The 20,711-nt window shown below is 57.0% G+C and carries 16 protein-coding genes and 1 pseudogene; 10 read left to right on the top strand and 7 right to left on the bottom strand.

Annotated features, from left to right (window positions below):
* Positions 1 to 83: 83 nt before the first annotated feature.
* The 6 genes from hisC to nodD1 (LMTR13_RS24855) form a co-directional block, all read right to left on the bottom strand.
* Positions 84 to 1,202, bottom strand: coding sequence for a histidinol-phosphate transaminase (gene hisC / locus LMTR13_RS24875; RefSeq protein WP_065730107.1), 1,119 nt, complete (start codon positions 1,200 to 1,202; stop codon positions 84 to 86).
* Between the two features lie 622 nt (positions 1,203 to 1,824).
* Positions 1,825 to 2,931, bottom strand: coding sequence for a branched-chain amino acid ABC transporter substrate-binding protein (locus LMTR13_RS24870; RefSeq protein ID WP_156795762.1), 1,107 nt, complete (start codon positions 2,929 to 2,931; stop codon positions 1,825 to 1,827).
* Positions 2,932 to 4,189: 1,258 nt separating this feature from the next.
* On the bottom strand, positions 4,190 to 4,897 hold the full coding sequence (locus tag LMTR13_RS39645) for a MerR family transcriptional regulator (RefSeq protein WP_083219186.1): 708 nt from the start codon (positions 4,895 to 4,897) through the stop codon (positions 4,190 to 4,192).
* Positions 4,898 to 5,042: 145 nt separating this feature from the next.
* On the bottom strand, positions 5,043 to 5,255 hold the full coding sequence (locus LMTR13_RS39640) for a hypothetical protein (RefSeq protein WP_236843104.1): 213 nt from the start codon (positions 5,253 to 5,255) through the stop codon (positions 5,043 to 5,045).
* Positions 5,256 to 6,500: 1,245 nt separating this feature from the next.
* Entirely contained in the window at positions 6,501 to 7,454 is a 954-nt protein-coding gene (nodD1, locus tag LMTR13_RS24865; RefSeq protein WP_065732962.1) for a transcriptional regulator NodD1, read from the bottom strand.
* Between the two features lie 804 nt (positions 7,455 to 8,258).
* Positions 8,259 to 9,203 (bottom strand): transcriptional regulator NodD1, encoded by a 945-nt coding sequence (gene nodD1 / locus LMTR13_RS24855; protein ID WP_065730105.1) that lies wholly within the window; start codon positions 9,201 to 9,203, stop codon positions 8,259 to 8,261.
* A 400-nt stretch (positions 9,204 to 9,603) separates the two neighbouring features.
* Here nodD1 (LMTR13_RS24855) and LMTR13_RS24850 point away from each other — a divergent pair, with 400 nt between their 5' ends.
* The 10 genes and pseudogenes from LMTR13_RS24850 (at position 9,604) to LMTR13_RS24805 (ending at position 20,278) form a co-directional block, all read left to right on the top strand.
* Positions 9,604 to 10,020 carry a response regulator transcription factor gene (locus LMTR13_RS24850; RefSeq protein ID WP_236843102.1) on the top strand — a complete coding sequence of 139 codons (417 nt, stop codon included), beginning with the start codon at positions 9,604 to 9,606 and terminating at the stop codon, positions 10,018 to 10,020.
* Positions 10,017 to 10,649, top strand: a complete 633-nt coding sequence (locus LMTR13_RS24845) for a NodA family N-acyltransferase (protein ID WP_065730103.1) — start codon at positions 10,017 to 10,019, stop codon at positions 10,647 to 10,649. The genes LMTR13_RS24850 and LMTR13_RS24845 overlap by 4 nt, the downstream gene beginning before the upstream one ends.
* Positions 10,646 to 11,305: a chitooligosaccharide deacetylase NodB gene (gene nodB, locus LMTR13_RS24840; RefSeq protein ID WP_065730102.1), complete on the top strand. Its 660-nt coding sequence runs from the start codon at positions 10,646 to 10,648 to the stop codon at positions 11,303 to 11,305. The genes LMTR13_RS24845 and nodB overlap by 4 nt, the downstream gene beginning before the upstream one ends.
* Before the next feature lie 16 nt (positions 11,306 to 11,321).
* Positions 11,322 to 12,677 (top strand): chitooligosaccharide synthase NodC, encoded by a 1,356-nt coding sequence (gene nodC / locus LMTR13_RS24835; RefSeq protein WP_065730101.1) that lies wholly within the window; start codon positions 11,322 to 11,324, stop codon positions 12,675 to 12,677.
* The gene (gene nodS / locus LMTR13_RS24830) at positions 12,655 to 13,329 is read left to right on the top strand and encodes a nodulation methyltransferase NodS (protein WP_418219809.1); all 675 of its coding nucleotides are present in this window, start codon (positions 12,655 to 12,657) and stop codon (positions 13,327 to 13,329) included. Before nodC ends, nodS begins: the two co-directional genes overlap by 23 nt.
* A gap of 9 nt (positions 13,330 to 13,338) precedes the next feature.
* Positions 13,339 to 15,070, top strand: a pseudogene (nodU, locus tag LMTR13_RS24825) (nodulation protein NodU).
* Positions 15,058 to 15,972, top strand: coding sequence for a nodulation factor ABC transporter ATP-binding protein NodI (nodI, locus tag LMTR13_RS24820; protein ID WP_065730098.1), 915 nt, complete (start codon positions 15,058 to 15,060; stop codon positions 15,970 to 15,972). The pseudogene nodU and the gene nodI overlap by 13 nt, the downstream one beginning before the upstream one ends.
* A 3-nt stretch (positions 15,973 to 15,975) precedes the next feature.
* Positions 15,976 to 16,764, top strand: a complete 789-nt coding sequence (locus tag LMTR13_RS24815; protein ID WP_057853266.1) for an ABC transporter permease — start codon at positions 15,976 to 15,978, stop codon at positions 16,762 to 16,764.
* A gap of 95 nt (positions 16,765 to 16,859) precedes the next feature.
* Entirely contained in the window at positions 16,860 to 18,905 is a 2,046-nt protein-coding gene (locus LMTR13_RS24810; protein ID WP_065732961.1) for a carbamoyltransferase family protein, read from the top strand.
* 263 nt (positions 18,906 to 19,168) lie between these two features.
* Entirely contained in the window at positions 19,169 to 20,278 is a 1,110-nt protein-coding gene (locus LMTR13_RS24805) for a nodulation protein NodZ (protein ID WP_418219718.1), read from the top strand.
* Positions 20,279 to 20,484: 206 nt separating this feature from the next.
* Here the strand turns inward: LMTR13_RS24805 and LMTR13_RS43950 are convergent, their stop codons facing one another.
* A complete protein-coding gene (locus LMTR13_RS43950; protein ID WP_472297442.1) occupies positions 20,485 to 20,682 on the bottom strand; it encodes a transposase in 198 nt (65 codons plus the stop codon).
* Positions 20,683 to 20,711: the final 29 nt, after the last annotated feature.

Here is a 20,711-nt window from a genome sequence, read left to right as displayed (position 1 = left end):
GTCACAACGGATCTTCGCCATTGGCGGCAACCGCTCTTATCTTCATCGTGAATACGTTCGCCTGCGTAACGCAAAAGCAGACCCTAGCGGTGCTCAACTGGCGATCTGCCTAGCTTCAAGCTGTCAGAAATGTCACTGACGGCTCCCAGAAACGCATCCATTTGCGTTTTTGTCCCGATGCTCACGCGGATGTAATTTTCAAGCCCGTTATCGGGAAGGAAGGCAACAAGTATTCTTTGCCTTTCCAAAGCGGCCTGCCACCATCTACCGTCGTGTCCCGCAGGCACACGCGCGAGCAAGAAGTTTGCGTGGGAGGGCGTTAGAGAAAATCCAAGTTGCGACAGTGCGGTCGCAACCCGCTGTCTTTCATGCCTGATGTGCCTATGGTTCTCTTCGTAGACGGCGCGATGCGCAAGAATGCTGATGCCGACCGCGTGCCCGATCACATTCATGTTGAAGACGTTCTGGATGTTACGAAGCCTCCCAATAAGCTGCGGATGGCCGAACCCGAAGCCGACGCGAACGCCCGCGGCGGCATAGCTTTTCGAAAGCGTTCTTAAGAGCAGAAGATTCGGATAATTGTTGAGGAGCCGCAGGCCATTATCAGGCGCAAAGTCGACATACGCTTCGTCCAACACGACTAGGCGGTCCGATTGTGCCAGGAGGCGTTCGATATCGGCGATAGGGATGAACGTTCCGGTCGGATTGTTCGGATTAGCCAACAGAATGAACTTGGCATCTTTTGTGGGCCCAGAGAGCAATTGCTCTATCGGCAACGACTGAGGTTCGTTACATCTGATTTCAAGCAGTTGAGCACCCTGCAACATAGCAAGTTTGCGATTGAATGAAAAACCGGGCGACAGCATTGCGACCCTGTCGCCCGGGGCAAGAAATGCTCTGTAGATGAGCCCGAGAAGCTCAGATGATCCATTGCCGGCAATCACATGATCGGTCGCGATGCCGTAGGCATTGGCGGCTGCTTCCCTCAGGCTAATGTTGTCATCTTCTGGATACAGATACTGCCGCTCAAGCGCCGCAATTGCACTTTGCCATACGATTGTTGGCAGCGGAAATGGGTTCTCATTCGTGTTTAGTTTGACGTAATTAGCATCCGGCGAAGGCCGGCCGGACGGCAGAGCATCTAACTGTTTCGCTGCCTGCGAAAGAGAAGAGAGCACATTTTGCAATTTGGCATCGGACATAGGTTTCTCCCGTTGAACCACCGAGGGCGCTTGCAGTTGTCAGCATGCCGGTCAGTCGGTCCGGTAGATGGCCGGAGGACAAAGTTCGAGTGTTGGTTGGGACAGCGAGGACGGCGGCCATCCAAGTTTCCCTGCGGGCACCAGGTCGAAATGCCCAATTGTTTGAAGGTGGGATGAACCTGTCACTCCACGACGACCCCTGAAGGAGACGAGAGAACAATCGTTGAGCGGATCAAGTGTCGTGCCGCAATCAGGCGCCTCGGTCGCGGATCGGCATTGCCGTCAATTCTGAGTTGGCGGCAATATCACTCTGCGTTGGTCCAGGTACCAAATATTGGTCCGGGATGAGTCGTCCTCAGATCGCGCAGTGGAAGTTCGGCAAAGAGCTAAGCAAAAGTAACGCAGCGACATCGGCCGAGCTGTGCCGTTGGGCATAAACTCTTCCGTTGGCGCATCGGCGTCATAGGATAGCCCCGCGAGCAGTACCGCGACCGCGAGAAGCGACGCGAGTACCGCGAGCGCGAGAAGCGACCCGAGTAGCACGTCATGTCCGGAACTACGTTTCATCATTTCCATTGCTTCGCTGAATATCTAGGCTCGTGTGCGGCCGCAACGATGAGTTCTACTCGACGGGCTCGACAATGTTGTTATGCCACCGGTAGACGACGAAGCCGGGAGCGGCATTGTCTCCTTTGGTATCGAACCGGACCGGCCCGATTACTGTTTGGATTGGCTGCGAACGAAGCGCAGCTGCTACTCGCGGACCATCGAAGGTGCCGGCCCGCTTGACCGCGTCCGCCCATGCCTGGACGGCGGCATAGGCGTAGAGCGTGTAGCCTCCCGCTGATACGTTGGAAGACTTGAGCTTAGCTACGGCGTCCGCCGCTTGAGCATTCTTGGTGGAGTCGGGCATGAAGGTGAACAGTGTGCCGTTTGCTGCTTCGCCCGCGATCGCCGAAAAGTCGCTGGTCATCAACGGATCGTTCGCCATGACAGTGAGACCTGCGCCTGCTTCTGCGGCCTGACGCACAATCAAGCCGATCTCGGCGTAATAGCCGCCGATATAGGCGATCTGGATTCCGTCTCTTTTCAATCTTGAGACCAGGGCCGTGTAGTCCTTTTCGCCGGCCACATAGCTTTGCCGAATGACCTTTTCGCCTGCTTCCTGAAGGCGCGACTCAACGACATCGGCAATGCCCTTGCCGGCGGTGCTCTTGTCGTCAAGGACAGCAATCTTCTTGTTCGGATAATGTCGCAAGATGTATTCGGCCGCCACGAGGCCTTGTTGGTCGTCGCGGCCGCAGATCCGAAACACCGTCTTGAGACCACGCTCTGTTAGCTGAGGATTCGTTGAGCCAGGTGAAATCTGAATAAGTGCCGCTTCGGCGTAAACGTCGGAAGCAGGGATAGAGGAAGACGAACAAAAGTGGCCAACGACCAACTTGACCTGATCCATCGTCAGCCGATTGGCAACTGCGACGGCCTGCTTGGGATCGCACGCGTCATCGGCGACGCTCAATATGACCTTGATACCGGGAAGTAGGCCCGAAGCATTTAACGCATCGACAGCCGCAGCAGCACCATCGCGCATCTGTACGCCAAGCGCAGCAGTGCTTCCGGTCATCGGGCCGACCACGGCGATATTAACGTCGGCAGCGGGCGCGGTCGAAGCCAAAGCACAAGAGAGGATTGCTGCACTTGCAGCTGAAGTGATTCGAGAAATTGACACTTAGAGCTCCGGATGTTCGCTTGAGTGTGCCATCAGCCTTGCCGTTCCTGCCCATGCGAGGGCGTCGCTTGGTTATGTGATAACGCCAGCTTTGGATACCTCAAGGCAGCGCATCGGCCGCGGCTGGCCGCTGCCTCCGGAGCTGCCGTGGCAGAGCGCAACACCATTGCGGTCCCGCCATACGAAAGACGTGGCGATAAGCGGTGAGATACACGCCGAACGCTGGCGATCTCGGCATTCCATCACGTCCGACGCGCTCATGACGCTGCAATCGATGAACACAGCAAACGATCCGCATGTCCATCCCCGCGGGCGGCGTCACGTATGTGGAGTCTGCGGGTTCGTCGCCTGCATTCCATACTTTGTGAGGACCGGCGCCTGAGACGTCACATGCCGAACTCGGACCGAGCTCCCGTTCCTGTCCGGCAACGGCGACGTGACTACATCCCGCCCTGATCTCTAGTTGGTCGTCCTGTTTCAGCTGCAAGTATGCCGGCGGCGGCACCCCATCCGGCGTATAGACCACCTTGACAGTCCGCTCCTTGCGGAAGTGCTCGAGCCTTCTGACCGTCTCGTGGGGCGTGAGCCTAACAGCTTGAGACATTCGTAATCCTTACTTAACCTTTGGAGCAGCAACCGACGAGCCAACGACATGATGTCGATTCGAATCCGTTTGCAGCGAAGCGAGATCCGCGAAGTTTGCGAGCCGTATCCGTGAGTGAGAGCTAGAGAGATCCGTCTTGTTTGGGTTTGTCGGATAAAGCCTCTTGCGAGAAGCCCGACTAGTCGTAACGAACGCTGCGTCAGTATCCAGTACACCCGCGATCATCCGGACCGGACCGGCTCGCGCTGATCAAGCACTGGCAAGGCCACGATGATCATCCAGTGCGCCCCGAATGCCGAAGCTCTCGTCCCAGAAACTCTGAACGTACTGCAGGTCCATGCGATCCTCGCGGCTAGGCGGAGTTGTCCCTAGGTCGTATTGCCAGGGACCGTGGCCACCTACGGTAGATCGTACAACTTGACGCTACGTACGATTCAAGCCCCTTCGGGGGCTCGTCTCATGAATTTGTCCAAAGTCACGTCTCGATGAAGGAGCGACGCTGCAAAAATTAGAGAGGAGCAACACGAGTCCTCAACCACCTGACGCAAACCACAACCGGCGCGTCCCCCCGGCGCTAAAAAACGCAAATCATTCTCATCTAGATGGAGAACACAGCAGGGGTGCACGCATTAGGCGCGGCAGGTTCAGCGTAGTTCATCCGTTCAAGGCGGCAAGTGCGAGGTCGAGATATTGCATTAGGCAGGGATCCCAGCCAGCCATACTGCGTGGCGCGCTCAACCGCGCAAGAACTTTCAGTATCGTTGAAACGGTCGAATCAGCTCCTGCGATTTCTGTGATCAGCGAGCGCGCTTTTAGCGCCACAGCGTTTGCCCGTTCGCTGCAAGGATGCTCGCCTCGATCCACACAATCGCGCAGCTCGTCGCGGATCTTCCGCCACCGCTCCTCTCGATCTGAGTCTATGACGCATGTGCATGGGAGCGGCTGTGGGCGTTCTTCCTCAACCCGCGACATTGCATCGAGAGTGGCAGGTAGCTCATCAACACTGACGTGTAATTCACCATCCGTCGTCATGTTGCGCAAACGATCTCGCAGCAGGGTTGCGCGCGCGACTTGAAGTTCAATCCTCTCCAAATGATTGCGCAATAGGTCAGTAAGCGAGGTTCTGCCCTCAATCGCTCTACGTATCTCGTGAAGCGAGAAGCCAAGTTCACGTAGCGCTCGGATTTGATGTACCCGTTTGAGGCCTTCGCGGTCGTACATGCGGTGACCGCCGTCGGTGCGCTCCGACGCACTTAATAAACCCGTGTGCTCATAATGATGCAGAGTGCGTACCGTTACCCCGGTAGCCTCTGCAAGCTCGCCAATGCGCCATCGACGCCTTCGTGGTGTAGCTTTTGTCATGGTCCTCTATTTTCAAGCCTACAACCTGACGTCGCGTGAGATTCAAGCTATTTCAATGGTCTACGTGAAATCTGCTTCGATTCAGGGGCCAGCAAGGTGTCTCTTCTGTCGCCGGCAAGGTTGCTGTCCTCAGCGAGTCGCCTGATCAGGCGGTAGAAGCGATGGCGCCCATCAAGTTCATCAGGGACGCTAAGTTGGCCTCACCGGCTGCTGCACGTTCCAGAACAAGCGTGGCGATTGCCGTTCGATTTTCAGGAGTTCGCATAGAAACCGGTAACGCCGCGACTGCTTCATCAAAAAGCCTTCCCAAGACCGAGAGGTCTTCCGGATCGTAGACACCACTGTATTGCTGCAACATTCGGCTCCGTGATTAACTTCGCGCTAAGGCGGCCGCACGTGGCTAAGACGTTTGGCCAAAAGAAGACAGACCGCCGGCGTACAGCGACGAGGATGCGGTATACGTTGAAGTGATGCTGTTGCGCAACACAGTCGCGCTTTGCTCCGTCTCGAGGCCGCGCAGACGATATCGACTAACATCTCGGAACAATTTGCGAGCACCGCAGTGCCGATGTGCTGCCGGATTGGCGGGGCGAAGAAGAAGAATCTCACATTCGGTGCGCCGCTATTCTGAGTCATGGCTGCAAGAAAGCGCGGAGCCGATACGAGCATCGATCGGCAGCCAATGCTGATCTAACAACGATAGTCCCAGTATTTTCTGAGCTTGGGTCCCGCCGCCTCAATATCTATCGCAAAGTGGCGGCCGCTCTTTGATCCCGTTCACAACAGATCGGACCACACTAGATGAGACATGGCGCGAAGGATAAGTGACCGGGTTGTCCGACATGCTCGCTCGCCCGCGCCTGGTATACCAAAAGATGACACGCAGACAGGTAATGCCCTCCGAATTATCAATGCCAGTGCGCTGAGCACACCTGGGCCGAGTCGCTAGTCCCACTGTTCTTGGCAACGCCTCCAGGCGAATGTCGAGTTCTGCTGATATCAGCGCGCTTGCGAGTTCGTTGCGCAATTGGGTTGCAAGCAGCGCGTGCTTGCCTTCGCAGATCAGTCCTGCAACCACTTCGATTTGCGGATGATGCGCTCCTTGAGGTGGGGGAGGGGGGACGGTCCCGGGCGCCAGGCGCCCTTTGGAAGTCATGAGCTCCGAGGAGACGAAGGTCGAGCGAGAATTAGATATCGGAGCTAACTTCGTGCCAGAACAGCCGCCCACGATGTGAAGGAATCTCGTTCATCGCCTATTGGTTTGCATGTTGCGCTCCGTCTCTGCTGCGACTGGGTTCCTCTCATCTCGAGCGAGCCCAACCGCTGGCATGAGACCGTTGCTGGTGTGGCAGGTTCAATAGCCATTTGCAACGGGTCACTAATCTTCAACGCCGCAAATTCTCGCTATCGAGCTCGAGAGAGAATGGCGTCAAGCCCAGAGGAGCCTAATATTAGACTCGCGAGAGACGGCTGAAATATGCGTCCAGATATAAGGGGCGTAGCACGCTCCTGCGAATCCGCGCTTACAATGAATGAGGGTCGGTTCTCACGAAAGATCTCGGGGTTAACCGGATTGATGCGAAGACGAAGGTGAGGAGACGATTTAAGTGAATTTAGGGGCGCCTGGATCTTTCGTGGTTTCAGGCGGAGGAGCCATGCGGGACGCCTCTTCCAACAATATTTCTCGCATCCAGATGCTTGCCGGATCACTGTTGTGAAAAGCGGGCCATTGGACGGCCTCGGTAAATGCGGGAAGTGACCGCGTAAGCTCAACGATCTGCAAAGGCATCGTTTTTTCGAAATGCTTAACCAGCCTTGAGGGCATCATACCTATGCGGTCAGTGTCCAATAGTACCGGCGGGATCATGCTAAAGCTCTGCACGACGACCTCGATGCGTCTTTTGAGACCATGCTTGAGTAAGAACCATTCCTCAATGGAGGGCTTTCGCGTAAGCCCGAACTTGACCGCAACGTGTCCCATGGACATGTATCTCTCGAATGTAAGCTGCGGTGGTAACTGCTTGTTCGTGCGGCATCCGACGCACACGAGTCTCTCCTCGAACAATGTCGCTTTAGGGTGTGCGCTCGACATGAACAATTCCGGCAAGATAAGAAAATCGACTTCACCGCGCCGGAGAAGCTCATCGGTCGCATCGGCGAGTGGCAGCAATTCGAAACTGACGGCGGGAGCTTCCCGTGCGACACGATCCACGATCCTTCGAAAGAATACGATTGTCATGAAATCGGACAGGAGGATCCGGAAGCGGCGATTCGATTTGGTAGGGTTGAACCCATCCTGGGAAAGAATGGAGAGCTGGATGTGCAGCAGAGCCTCGCGAATAGGGGCGGCGAGCCCTTCGGCACGCGGTGTTGGGACAAGTTCCCGGCCTCTCATCGTAAATAGTTCATCGCGGAAATAGGCGCGTAGCCGGGCGACGGCCGCGCTCATGGCCGGCTGGCTCAGCTTGATGCTGCGTGCCGCCGCGGTGAGGTTACGCTCGGTCATCAGAGCATCGAGCGCAACAAGAAGATTTAGATCAAGGCCCTTGAAACGCATATCTTCTCCCGTTGAAAGCCTTTGCGTTGTAAACATTGAGCAACAACGGTTACTTCTATGAAGGTCCGAATCGCCCCGCCAGAGCTAGGCTCCTTCTGGGATACCGCGCGATCGCAAAGAAGGCTCTCGTACTCGGTCGCAAGCATGTTGGTTGCGCAACGGAGCATGCGAGCGGGCGTGGAAGTCGCCCGCGGTCTCGAAGTAGGGCCTTTGGTGCGTTCAGCAATCGCTCGCAGCACCACAACGATCACTATGAACCGTTGAGAGTAGGGCGCAGTTGCGCCCCATTACGCCATTAGCGCCGCAGCTGCGCTATCGACACCCCGCGTGGCTTAGCTTTGGTCGTCGTTTGCGAGCCTACAACCTGACGCAGTGTGCGATTCAAGCAATTTCATTGGTGTAGCTGAACATCATTTCATTCGACAAGATGCATCTCTCGCAGTATCTGAGCCGCCTCGCGGGCACAGGTGCCAAATGCAACCCGCCGCAATCGCGAAAAGCCATTCCGCTGCGCTCTCTGCCTAGTTCCAAGAACATCTTACGGCGGGCCTCTGCCAGGTGGCGGACGCGAGAAGCAAGATAAATCGCTACTTGATCAAGCGGCAACATCAAGCGCGCCAATTCGGGCGCGCTGCGGCTGACATCGAATGGGGTTCTTCTGCATGCAGAACATGGCGTACGTGCCTCTTGCGGTGCGGGGCTTCCGAGACATGGCGCACAACGAGATCGGCCCGAGCGACCAGGTGATCTTGAAGCATCTGGATTGATGCCGAGAGCAGGTGTTAAGACGCCTTGAGTAAAAATCTAGCAGCGCCTGCGATTTCTGGGGGTCTCGCGCGGAGAAGCCATGCGGGACGCCTCCTGCAACAATATCCGCCGCAGCCAAATGCTCGCCGGATCAGTGTTGTGGAGGGCAGGCCATTGGATGGCCTCGGTGAATGCGGGAAGTGGGAGCGGAGCTTCGACGATCCGCAGCGGCATCGTCTTTGCGAAATGCTGGGCCAACCTTGAGGGCATCGTCGCTATACGCTCAGTCTCCGATAGCATCGGCGGGATCATGGTAAAGCCCTGCACAATGACCTCGATGCGTCTCTTAAGACCGTGCTCAAGCAAGAACCATTCCTCAATATTGGGCCTTAGCGCCTGCCCGAACTTAGCTGCAACGTGTCCCATTGATATGTATTTGTCGAAGGTAAGCTGCCGTGACAGCTGCTTGTTGGTGCGGCAGCCTACGCACACGAGTGTTTCCTCGAACAGTGTCGCTTTAGGATGCGCGCTCGACATGAACAATTCCGGTAAGACAAGAAAGTCGACCTCGCCGCGCCGCAGAAGCTCATCGGGCTCATCGACAAAGGGCAGAAATTCGAACCGGACGGCGGGAGCTTCCTGGGCGACACGGTCGACGATCCTTCGAAAAAAAACGACTGTCATGAAATCGGAAAGGAGGATCCTGAAGCGGCGATCCGATTTGGCTGGGTTGAACGTGTCGCGGGAAATAATCGAGAGCTGAATGTGCACCAGAGCCTCGCGAATCGGCGCGGCGAGCCGTTGCGCTCGTGGTGTTGGGACAAGCTCGCGGCCCTTCATCGTAAATAGTTCATCGCGGAAATAGGCGCGTAGCCGGGCGACTGCCGCACTCATGGCCGGTTGGCTCAGGTTGATGCTGCGTGCCGCCGCAGTGAGATTACGCTCGGTCATCAGAGCATCGAGCGCGACGAGAAGATTTAGATCAAGGCCTTTGAAGCGCATAGCGTGGAGTTATCCATCCTTTGGATGAGTTCAATAAAAACAATCGATTTTACCAATTTTGCCGAATGGCGGATAGCAAAGCCGTCGGTCGGGACAAACAAAAATTTCAGGCATATCAGGAATGCTTACCAGTCTTTGCCCTGGCTCCGCGAAAAAGTCTCAGCTGCACCCCGAGCGCCGATCGAAGCGCATGTCCATGGGAGCCAGAGTTTTCAACGGGTTGTACAAACTGAATCGCAGTGGCTTGACGCGACAAGCGTGCCGCAGGTCGCATCGGCGCTCACTACCGGTAAACGTTCGTATAGCTTCTGAAACCGTTTCTATATCGGCCGTTTACTTCCGTAGAATTGATCCAGCCCTCTACTTCGCTCTAACGTCGCAACCAATCAGGAGCTGCCGATTGCAGGCGCCAAATGCCTTTGCGACCCGGCCAAATGTATCCCTTATCCATAGCAGTCAAATCGTGCCGAAAATGCAGGAGAAGTCCCCAGTAGATCTGGTGCGAATGGCACATGCGCTCGACGTAATCTCCGTCGTGGATAACGATGCATCGGTCCGTAAAGCGCTGAGAGGCGCGCTCTGTTTGACAGGCGACAATCCCGAACCTTTCCAGTGCGCAGATGAGTTCTTGAAATCAAGCCGTCCTCTCAGCACGTCCTGCTTGATCGCGGATGCTCAGTGGCCCGAAGTGGCCGGGCTCGAGCTATGCCAGACCAGCGTTTCCGATTCCCCGGTGGAGCCATTCATCGATAGCGAGCTGCTCGCGTGCATCAGGTCCATCGTCAAACGCCAGACGGTGCATGGGAGGCAATCATGAATATTGTCGTATCAAGCTCTACGGCAGGTCTCTCCATGCGCTCTCCGGTGCGGTGGAGGGTGGCCTGGGAAAATGAACTGCGCCTCGCCGACCATATCGAACTCTCCGACTTCTTCCGAAAGACCTATGGTCCCACTGGAGAATTCAATGCCAAACCATTCGGAGACCATCGAAGTTGGGCCGGCGCGAGACCTGAGCTCCGCGTAATCGGCTACGACGCACGCGGCGTAGCGGCTCATATCGGCGCGCTACGCCGCTTCATCAAGGTCGGAGACGTCGATCTACTAGTGGCCGAGCTAGGATTGTACGGGGTACGTCCGGATCTTGAGGGACTCGGAATCACCCACTCAATGCGCGTGATGTATCCAGTACTGCAGAAGCTTGGCGTTCCATTCGGTTTCGGTGCGGTTCGGCATGCGCTGAAGGAACATCTTACAAGGTTGCTGGCCCGCCGGGGTCTGGCGACCATTATCTCTGGGGTTCGCGTGCGGTCCACCCTTCCGGATGTGTATCTGAACCTATCGCCCACGCGCGTCGAGGACGTGCTTGTCCTGGTTCTGCCGATTGGACGGCCGATCAGCGAGTGGCCGACTGGTACGGTGATTGATCGGAACGGGCCAGAGCTGTGACATACCTCGACCGCTTATGCGAAGCGCGCAGCGAGTACGCTGACCGCACTGAAAGTCGCGGCGTCTATTTGACGTTTGATGACGGTCCCGATCCTCTCTTCACGCCGGATGTCCTGGATGTGCTCGCGGAACACCGAGTGCCCGCAACGTTCTTCGTTATCGGAGCGTACGCTGCAGACCGGCCGAAACTAATCCGACGAATGATCGCAGAAGGGCACGAGGTCGCAAACCACACGATGACTCATCCGGACCTGTCCAGATGCGAACTTACCGAAGTGCAACATGAAATACTAACGGCGAGCAGGGTCATCAAAATGGCGTGCCCCCAGGCCGGTCTCCGGTATATGCGGGCACCTTATGGTATGTGGAGCGAAGAGGTGCTCACCACGTCGGCGAGGGCTGGACTGGCCGCCCTGCACTGGTCGGTAGATCCGCGAGACTGGTCTCGTCCCGGCGTTAACGCGATTGTCGACGCTGTGCTGGCTTCTGTCCGGCCGGGCGCAATCGTGCTCTTGCATGATGGATGTCCTCCCGAGGAGTTGGGACGGGCAACTCATGCTCGTGTGCGCGACCAGACCGTCTTGGCGCTTTCCCACCTGATTCCAGCATTGCATGAACGCGGGTTCTCAATCCGCTCGCTTCCTCAACCTCACTGAACAAATAGACACACCAATGAATCTTCTTGCCACGACCAGCACTGTCGCTATCTCGTTGTATGCGCTGCTCTCGACTTTCTATAGAAGCGCGCAGGTGCTTTATGCTCTGCCGACAAACGTATCATCGGCCTCGGGCGACGTGGCCGTCTCCGACGCTTTGCCGAGCGTGGACGTCATCGTCCCCTGCTTCAACGAGGACCCGCGCACGCTCTCGGCGTGTCTGAGATCCATTACAAGCCAAGACTACGCCGGGAAACTGCAAGTCTATGTGGTTGACGACGGTTCCGGAAATCTCGACGCTGTAGCACCCGTTCACGACGCCTACGCTGACGACTCGAGATTCAGCTTTATTCTGCTGGGCAAGAATGTCGGAAAGCGGAAGGCGCAGATCGCCGCGATTCGCAGGTCGTCTGGAGATTTGGTGCTCAACGTCGATTCGGACACGATACTCGCCGCCGACGTAGTCACGAAACTTGCACGAAAGATGCGAGATCCAGCGATCGGGGCGGCCATGGGTCAGTTGACGGCGAGCAACCGAAACGACACCTGGTTAACCCGGCTGATCGACATGGAGTACTGGTTGGCTTGCAACGAAGAGCGCGCGGCACAGGCTCGCTTCGGCGCCGTTATGTGCTGCTGCGGCCCATGTGCCATGTACCGCCGTTCCGCGCTCCTTTTGCTGCTAGATCAGTACGAGACGCAGTTTTTTCGGGGAAAGCCAAGCGACTTCGGTGAGGATCGCCACCTCACGATCCTCATGTTGAAAGCAGGGTTTCAAACGGAGTACGTTCCCGACGCTGTCGCGGCAACAGTGGTTCCGGATAGGCTAGGGCCATATCTGCGCCAACAGCTCCGTTGGGCGCGGAGCACTTTCCGTGACACCTTCCTTGCGCTGCGCCTGTTGCCCGAACTTAATCGCTATCTCACGCTAGATGTAGTCGGACAGAATCTCGGCCCGCTACTTCTCGCCCTGTCATCGATAGCGGCGCTCGCGCAGCTCGCACTCACAGCCACAGTACCGTGGTGGACAGGACTGATTATCGCATCAATGACCGTGGTTCGCTGCAGCGTCGCAGCGTTTCGTGCTCGCGAACTTCGATTCCTCGGCTTTTCTCTGCACACACTCATCAACATCTTTCTCTTACTCCCCGTGAAAGCCTATGCATTGTGTACATTGAGCAATAGCGATTGGCTGTCACGCAAGGCTGCAAAGTTACCAAACGAGGGTGAAAGACAGGTCGTCATCCCAAACCCGATCGCTGGACCAAACGCTAAAGGAGGTTCGGTCATTGCTGGGTCAATTCCTAGGACGGATCGTTCGCGCCGTTCTTCGAGGTTCGTGACGTCGAATAGTATTTGCAGCGGCGAGTGACCTTGAACGTTACGTAGGTGCACAGGTCGTGAGCCGGAACAAGAGATATCAATCGTTAGACCTTGAATTGGCGAGCGACGATCCGTGGCGGCTCGACGGTAGTCCGTTCGAGCGAGAGCGTCACACGCAAATGCTCCGGCTATCGCTTTCACAAGGGGTTATTACACATGCTCTCGAAGTCGGGTGCGCAGCCGGCGCATTCACAGAAAAGCTGGCACCCCACTGCAAGCGGCTCACAGTGGTCGATGTTATGCCGCGAGCGATCGGTCGGGCGTGCCAACGGACGAAGAGGTGGTCGCACATCACGTGGATAGCTTCCGACATTCAACAGTTCTCGACCTCAGAGCTGTTCGATCTGATCGTCGTGGCGGAAGTTCTCTATTACCTCGAAGACATAACTGATATCCGCGCGGCCATCCGCAATCTGGTGCAGATGCTTGCGCCAGGCGGGCATCTGGTCTTTGGATCGGCGCGTGATGCCGCCTGCACGCGTTGGGGGCACGCTGCTGGTGCCGAGGCGGTCATCACCATGCTCAATGAAACGTTGATCGAGGTCGAGTGCGTACAGTGCCAGGGTGAGTCGGCTAACGAAGACTGCTTGCTCGTCTACTTTCGGAATCCGGCTCGATTTTCGATTAATTCCAATTGCTGAGGAGACACTATGCGTATCTGCGGCATTAAGCTGACGCATGACGGGGCGATCGCTCTTGTCGAAGACGGGCGGCTGGTCTTTTGCGTCGAGCAGGAGAAACGGGGCAACAACCCGCGGTATCAAACCATCGACAATCTTGACGCAGTTGTCGTCGCTTTGGCGGAGCATGGTCTGGATCCGCAGGATGTTGATCACTTCGTCATCGACGGCTGGGACGGGGAGGTCGAGTCGCAATTCCAAGTCCTCAGCGGGGTGACGCCTATCACTCTCAAAGGGGCGCCGTATGTTGAACGGAATGCTAACCGCCTTCTCACTTCGCGCGACGGCTTTAACTTGATGCTTGAAGGCAGGGTCTTTCCTTATAAAAGCTATCCGCACGTCACGGGCCATGTGGCCTCCGCATACTGCACGAGCCCTTTTGCCAAAGCCGGACAACCCGCCTTCTGCCTGGTATGGGACGGCTGCATCTTTCCACGTCTCTACTACGTAGAACCCGGCGGCGCGCGCTTCGTCGAATGCCTGTTTCCGATCATAGGCCATGCTTATGCTGTCGCGGGCCATCACTTCGGACCTTATAGGCAGGCGAGCCGTACCAGCTGGGATCTAGGTGTTGCCGGCAAGCTGATGGCCTATATCGCGCTCGGGTCTGTTGATGAAGACATCGTGGCGGTGTTTCAGGAGCTCTACGAGGAGCGCTTTACGGCCGACACGGAGCATGCTCGTCGTCACCGTGCGGAGGTCAACAGCGAGGAGGCCTCACTTGAGGCTATGCACGACTTCTTCGACGCGAGCGAGCTCCGATTGAAGGATAACCTGCCCGAAGATGTACTCGCATCGTTTCATTGTTTCCTCGAGCGCCTCCTTATTCGCCAGATGGCCATTGCTTTGGAGCGGCATTCGTGTTTTCCGGGGCCGCGCAATTTGTGCATAGCCGGTGGCTGCGGTCTCAATATCAAATGGAACAGTGCACTACGTGCGACCGGCCTGTTCGATGATGTCTGGGTGCCGCCCTTTCCGAATGACAGCGGCTCGGCAATCGGTGCCGCTTGCTCCGCAATGGCGGCGGACAAGGGCTTCGCGCCGCTGCAATGGTCGGTCTATAGTGGCCCGGCGCTGCTACGCAGCGATGTGTCGTCCGAATGGAACGCTGCGCCATGCAGTTTGCGTGAACTCGCGACCATCCTCGCGAGCAACAAGCCCGTCGTTTTCCTCGCCGGTCGCGCGGAGCTTGGACCACGAGCATTGGGTGGCAGAAGCATTCTGGCAGCCGCGACTTCACCGGCAATGAAGGATCATCTCAACGACATCAAGCTCCGCGAACTCTTTCGGCCAGTCGCGCCGATATGCCTGGAGGATCGTGCGCCGGAAATTTTCAGCCCCGGAACGCCGGATCCTTACATGCTTTTCGATCACCAGACACGGGCAGAATGGTGGAACAAAGTCCCCGCCATTATACATCTCGACGGATCCGCGCGATTGCAGACCGTTCCCAGAACCTCTCCGCACAAAATCGCGGAGCTGCTCGTCGAGTATGAAGAACTCACGGGCATTCCGCTGCTTTGCAATACAAGTGCCAACCACCATGGACGAGGGTTTTTTCCGGATGCCGCAGCAGCCTGCCAGTGGGGACGCGTTGAACACGTATGGTGCGATGGCCTGCTGTGGACCAAAACGGTCGTAAGTGAGCGATCGCCGGCCGAACGGCTTCTTTCAGTCTAAGATGAATATATGTCCACGGTAGCAATCGACCTTACCTGCGTAAGGAAGTCGTATGGCGACAAAATCGTTGTCGACGGGCTTTCCTTTGCTGTCGCGTCGGGAGAGTGCTTTGGCCTTCTCGGACCAAACGGGGCGGGCAAAAGCACGATTGCGCGTATGATTCTCGGCATGGTAGCGCCAGACACCGGCAAGATGACCGTGCTCGGCGAGCCCGTTCCGGCGCGTGCTCGTCTGGCACGCGCGCGCATCGGCGTGGTGCCGCAGTTCGATAACCTCGAGCTCGATTTCACCGTCCGCGAGAACCTGCTGGTATTTGGGCGCTACTTCAACATGAGCGCACGCGAGGTCGAAGCAGTTGTGCCAGGACTGCTCGAGTTCGCTCGCCTGGAGAGCAAGGCGGATGCTCGCGTCGCCGAACTATCCGGCGGCATGAAGCGGCGGCTGACGCTGGCGCGTGCGCTGATCAACGACCCACATCTGCTGGTGATGGACGAGCCGACCACCGGTCTAGATCCGCACGCGCGTCACCTAATCTGGGAACGCCTGCGATTGCTGCTGGCGCGAGGCAAGACGATTCTTTTGACCACCCACTTCATGGAAGAGGCCGAGCGGTTGTGCGATCGACTGTGCGTGCTTGAGGCAGGACGCAAGATCGCAGAAGGCGAGCCTCGCGCGTTGATCGATGAGCAGATCGGCTGCCAAGTGATCGAGATCTATGGCGGCAATCCGCACGAGCTATCTTCTCTGATCAGGCCGTATGCGCGGGATATCGAAGTGAGCGGCGAAACGCTTTTTTGCTATGTGCCAGATCCAGAGCAGGTGCTCGTGCAGCTTCGCGGGCGCGCAGGCCTACGCCTTCTGCAGCGTCCTGCGAATCTCGAGGATGTCTTTTTGCGGCTGACCGGGCGGGAAATGGAGAGATGAACAATGCGTGAAGGTTACGCTGCCGTCATGCCCGCCAACGCGTACAACTGGGTCGCAGTATGGCGTCGCAACTTTCTGGCGTGGAGGAAAGTCGCGCTTGCATCGGTTCTCGGGAATCTCGCCGATCCCATGACTAATCTGTTTGGCCTCGGCTTTGGTCTTGGAATAATTGTGGGGCTCATTGACGGCACTTCATACATCGCGTTTCTGGCTGGTGGGATGGTCGCGACTAGCGCCATGACCGCCGCCACCTTCGAAACAATGTATGCGGCGTTCGCCCGCATGCGTGCTCAGCGCACTTGGGAAGCAATCCTTTGCACACAGCTCACGCTCGGCGACATCGTTCTCGGTGAATTGGCATGGGCAGCCACCAAAGCCGTTCTGGCCGGAACGGCAATTGCTGTGGTTGCCGCGACCCTGGGCTACGCAGCGTGGGCATCCATCCTTTATTCGATACCAGCAATCGCAATCACTGGCTTCGTCTTCGCGAGCCTAGCGATGGTCGTCGTATCCCTCGCGCCCAGCTACGATTACTTCGTGTTTTACCAGACGCTCGTTGTCACACCCATGGTGTTCCTGTGCGGCGCCGTCTTTCCGGTGAGCCAGATGCCCAGCGCATTTCAGCGCGTGGCGGGCTTATTGCCGCTGGCACATTCGGTCGACCTCATCCGCCCAGTGATGCTTGGGCTCCCGGCCGGCGGCATTGGCCTGCATATCGGTGCACTGTGCATGTACGCGGTGCTGCCGTTCTTCCTCTCGATCGCGCTGTTTCGCCGGCGCCTGATGCGTTAACCCGATATTCCTTAGAAGCGATGGCGAGACACGATGCAGTACCGCCGAATTCGGCAGGTCAATTGGGCTTCGTGACACGATAAATGGAGAATGAGATGTTCTGTCTAGGAGTGAGCGGCGGGCTAGACAAAGTCTATGAAGATACACGTGAGCTTTCGAACACATTTCTGCACGATGGCGCTGCGGTGCTCGTCCGGGACGGGCGCGTGATAGCGGCCGTTGAAGAGGAGCGCCTCAATCGGATTAAGCACTCCAACAAATTTCCAAGCCGTTCGATACAATACTGCCTTGCAGCCGCGGGGATCCAGCTCAGCGATATCGATCGTATCGCGTTCTACGCGACCGAGGCCTATTGCAACGCTATGCTCGAAAGCCTGTTCGGGTCCCAGCCGGACCTCTCAATTCCTTTGGATGCGAAACTGTTGATGCGTGGCTTACTAGCGCAGGAGTTTGGTACCGAGGTCGATCCGTCGCGTGTCTCTTTCGTAAGTCACCATCAGGCGCACGCCGTAAGCGCCTTTGCGATGTCTGGCTTCGAGCAAAGTCTAATCCTCGCGATCGATGGCGGTGGTGACTTTCTCTCCGGCCTCTTAGCTGTGGGGTCTGGAACCGAGGTTACCCAACTCGCGACCTTCCCGGAGAATAATTCCCTAGGGCTATTTTATCTCGAGACGATCCGGTGTCTCGGCTACGGCTTATTCGATGAATATAAAGTCATGGGGCTTGCCCCCTACGGGGATCCGGCTCCCCATCGCGAGCTCTTCGAACAGTTCTACGAACTTTTAGACAACGGTGGCTACCGCGTCTACCTCGACCGAATCGGTCCGACGCTGCGCCGGAGCATCCAGGTCCGGCGAAAGGGAACGCCGTTCACGCAGCAGCATCGAGATGTGAGTGCTTCATTGCAGGAAGCCTTGGAGCGGATCGTGTTTCACATTCTCCGGCATCATCGCGAGGCTACCGGTATGAAGCGGTTGTGCCTGGCCGGAGGGGTAGCCCACAACTGCACCATGAACGGTAAGCTGCTGTATTCGGGGCTTTTCGAAGACATCTTCGTGCAACCCGCGGCGCATGACGCTGGCTGCGCATTGGGCGCGGCACTAATGATGTCTAACGAGCTGGGCCGGCCCGCGCCACGTGAGCGGCTGCAGGAGGTCTATTGGGGGCCTGATCTCGGGAGCGAGCGCGCCGTGCAGCAGGAACTGGATGCATGGGGTGGACACCTTGACGTCGAACGCAGTGACGACGTGGCAGGTAGCGCAGCCGACTGGATGGCTAATGGCGCCGTGATCGGCTGGGTGCAGGGTCGTTCGGAGTTCGGGCCACGTGCGCTTGGCAATCGCAGCATTCTTGCCGATCCTCGGCCTGCCGCAAACAAGGACCGGATCAACGCGATGGTCAAAAAGCGCGAAGGCTATCGACCGTTCGCGCCATCAGTGCTGGAGGAGGATGCGAGCGAATTTTTCGACCTCGCCGACGGTACGCGCCAATTTCCCTTTATGAACTTTGTAGTTCGCGTGCGCGACTCCAAACAAAGTGTGCTCGGCGCCATAACGCACGTCGACGGCACTGCGCGACTGCAAACAGTATCGCGCAAGACAAATCCTGCCTACTGGGAAGTTATCAATGCGTTCAAGAAGCGGACAGGCATCCCAGTTCTGCTCAATACGTCCTTTAACAACAATGCCGAGCCGATCGTGGATTCGGTTGCAGACGCGATTACCACATTTCTGACGACGGAGCTGGATGGACTTGTGGTCGGGCCGTTCCTCGTCAAAAAGAGGGCGGCAACGTTGGAGGATTGGACTGCGCTCGCGGTTTCATTGCCACCTTATGCACGCCTGTATCGGGTTCGCGCTTACACAGCGCCGGATCGCCAGGAGACGGTGTGCGAAATCCGTACGGCGAACTCCAGCCATGAAAGTGTGCGTATTTCACAGGACGTATTCGATCTACTGATGCAGATCGAGGGCGAAGCCGTGCTTGGGGATCTCCTGGATACAATTACGTTCGATCAGGCTAGGCGAGAAGCTCTCGTGAAGGAACTGCGGGGCTTATGGGAGCAGCGCCGCCTTCGGCTGCATCCTTCACATGCTGCTCGCGCGCATCAAGACTGCGATCAAATGCTGGAGAAAGCATAACCGGTCACCATGAATATGGCCGTGTGCATGTCTCCAAATGCGGGGGGCAGCTCGGCCGCCGAGGCGGGCATATCCGGTAGCTGGGCTCGTGCTTGTAGTCTTGGGTGCTGGGCCACAGCAGCAGCTCAGGACGGCAAGCGCCCAGGAGCAGAAATTCTTTTCGACATGGTACATGCCGGAAAGTGCTTCGAAAGAGCTGTTGCAACAAGGCGGGTACGACTGAAATCAAGTACGTCGACGGCAACATTTTCGCGCGGCTGGCTATGAAGTTCTACCAGCCAAGCTGGCTAACATCACGATCGCTGACTGCATCGGGCGAGGCCATACGTAGAGTTTCGGTAACATCCTTATCCAGGCGATATTCCCTTAACGAGGAAACACAAATGCTTGTTGGTGGCTCGATGAACGACCGGTTCGTTGTTTCTCGACGACGTACTGGTTTCGGTGATTGCCTGTGGTCGCTGGCGTCAGCCTGGCGCTATGCGCAAAGGACGGGGCGGACTCTAGCCATCGATTGGCGTGGCTCCTGTTATCTCGATCAACCCTTCACGAACGCCTTTCCGGTGTTCTTCGAGCCGATTCAAGACATCGCTGGCGTACGGGTTATTTGCGATGACGAGATCAACCAGCTCTCGTTCCCGGGTCCTTTCTTCCCATCATGGTGGAATAAGCCATCCATCGACTGCGTTTACCGCCCAGATGAACAGATTTTCCGAGAACGTGATGAGCTGAGTGAGCTTTTCCAAGCCCAACATGATAGTGAAGCCAACACCGTGGTGTGTGATGCTTGTTTGATGTGGCGTTGCGATCAGGATGCCGAACGACAGATATTTCGGAGCATCAAACCAAGGTCTGAAATTCAAGCTCGGATTGACGCCATATATCGAGAGCACTTTGAAGGGCGCAGCATAATCGGGGTTCATGTTCGGCACGGCAACGGCGAAGATATAATGGGGCACACGCCTTACTGGGCCGATCCGGCGCTCGCCCTGCGGCAGGTATGCACTGCCATTGATACGGCCAAAGCGCTACCACATCGAGGACCTGTGAGGGTATTATTGTGTACGGACAGCGCGCAGGTGCTTGACAAGCTGTCGGGTGTGTTTCCCGATCTTTTCACGGTCCCAAAACGCTTCCAGGCGGATCAGGCCGGGCCATTACATAGTGCGGCTCTGGGAGCTGACGGCGGGATCTCCGCTCTCATCGAGATGTACCTCCTCGGGCGATGCGATACCGTGATTCGCTTTCCGCCGACTAGCGCCTTCACGCGCTATGCCCGCCTCTTCGCGCCGCGCAGTATTGAGTTCGATTTGAACGATCCGAGTCGTTTGATCTTGATGGATGAATCCTCCGAACATCTCCTGGCTTTATGAAACTCGTAACCCGTATCCTCGTCGATCGTATCGGCGCCTTCGCATCTGCGTAGCATCGCCGTTCGTCCTGTCGGATGTCGTTTTTCGTTAAGGGGCGGAACTGCGACAAAGAACGTCGCCGCACTATCGCCGTCGAGCAGCCGATCCCGGTTCTTGTAGGACACGGTGGCGTCCCATACCGGACCATCGATCGACAGTTCGACAACTCAACGAAACAAAAGATTGTAGTCGAGCTGCTTGATCAACTGCCGCTCAGATCGCACCGTGTAGAACGCGTCCAGCAGCAGAGCCCGCAAAGAGCCGCCCGGGCGGGATCGACCAACGGCTTCCAGGGCGTAAAGCCTCCGAAGTCTCGCGACAGGTCCTTTCAGCGCTGCCTCAAGCAGTTCGCGGATCGTCCGCAAGGGGAACGCGCTGCTCCAAACCGCTCATA

The organism is Bradyrhizobium icense (assembly GCF_001693385.1).
Lineage (GTDB): Bacteria > Pseudomonadota > Alphaproteobacteria > Rhizobiales > Xanthobacteraceae > Bradyrhizobium > Bradyrhizobium icense.
The sequence above is the reverse complement of the archived record's forward strand: the minus strand, read 5'-3'. Positions and strand labels throughout refer to the sequence as shown.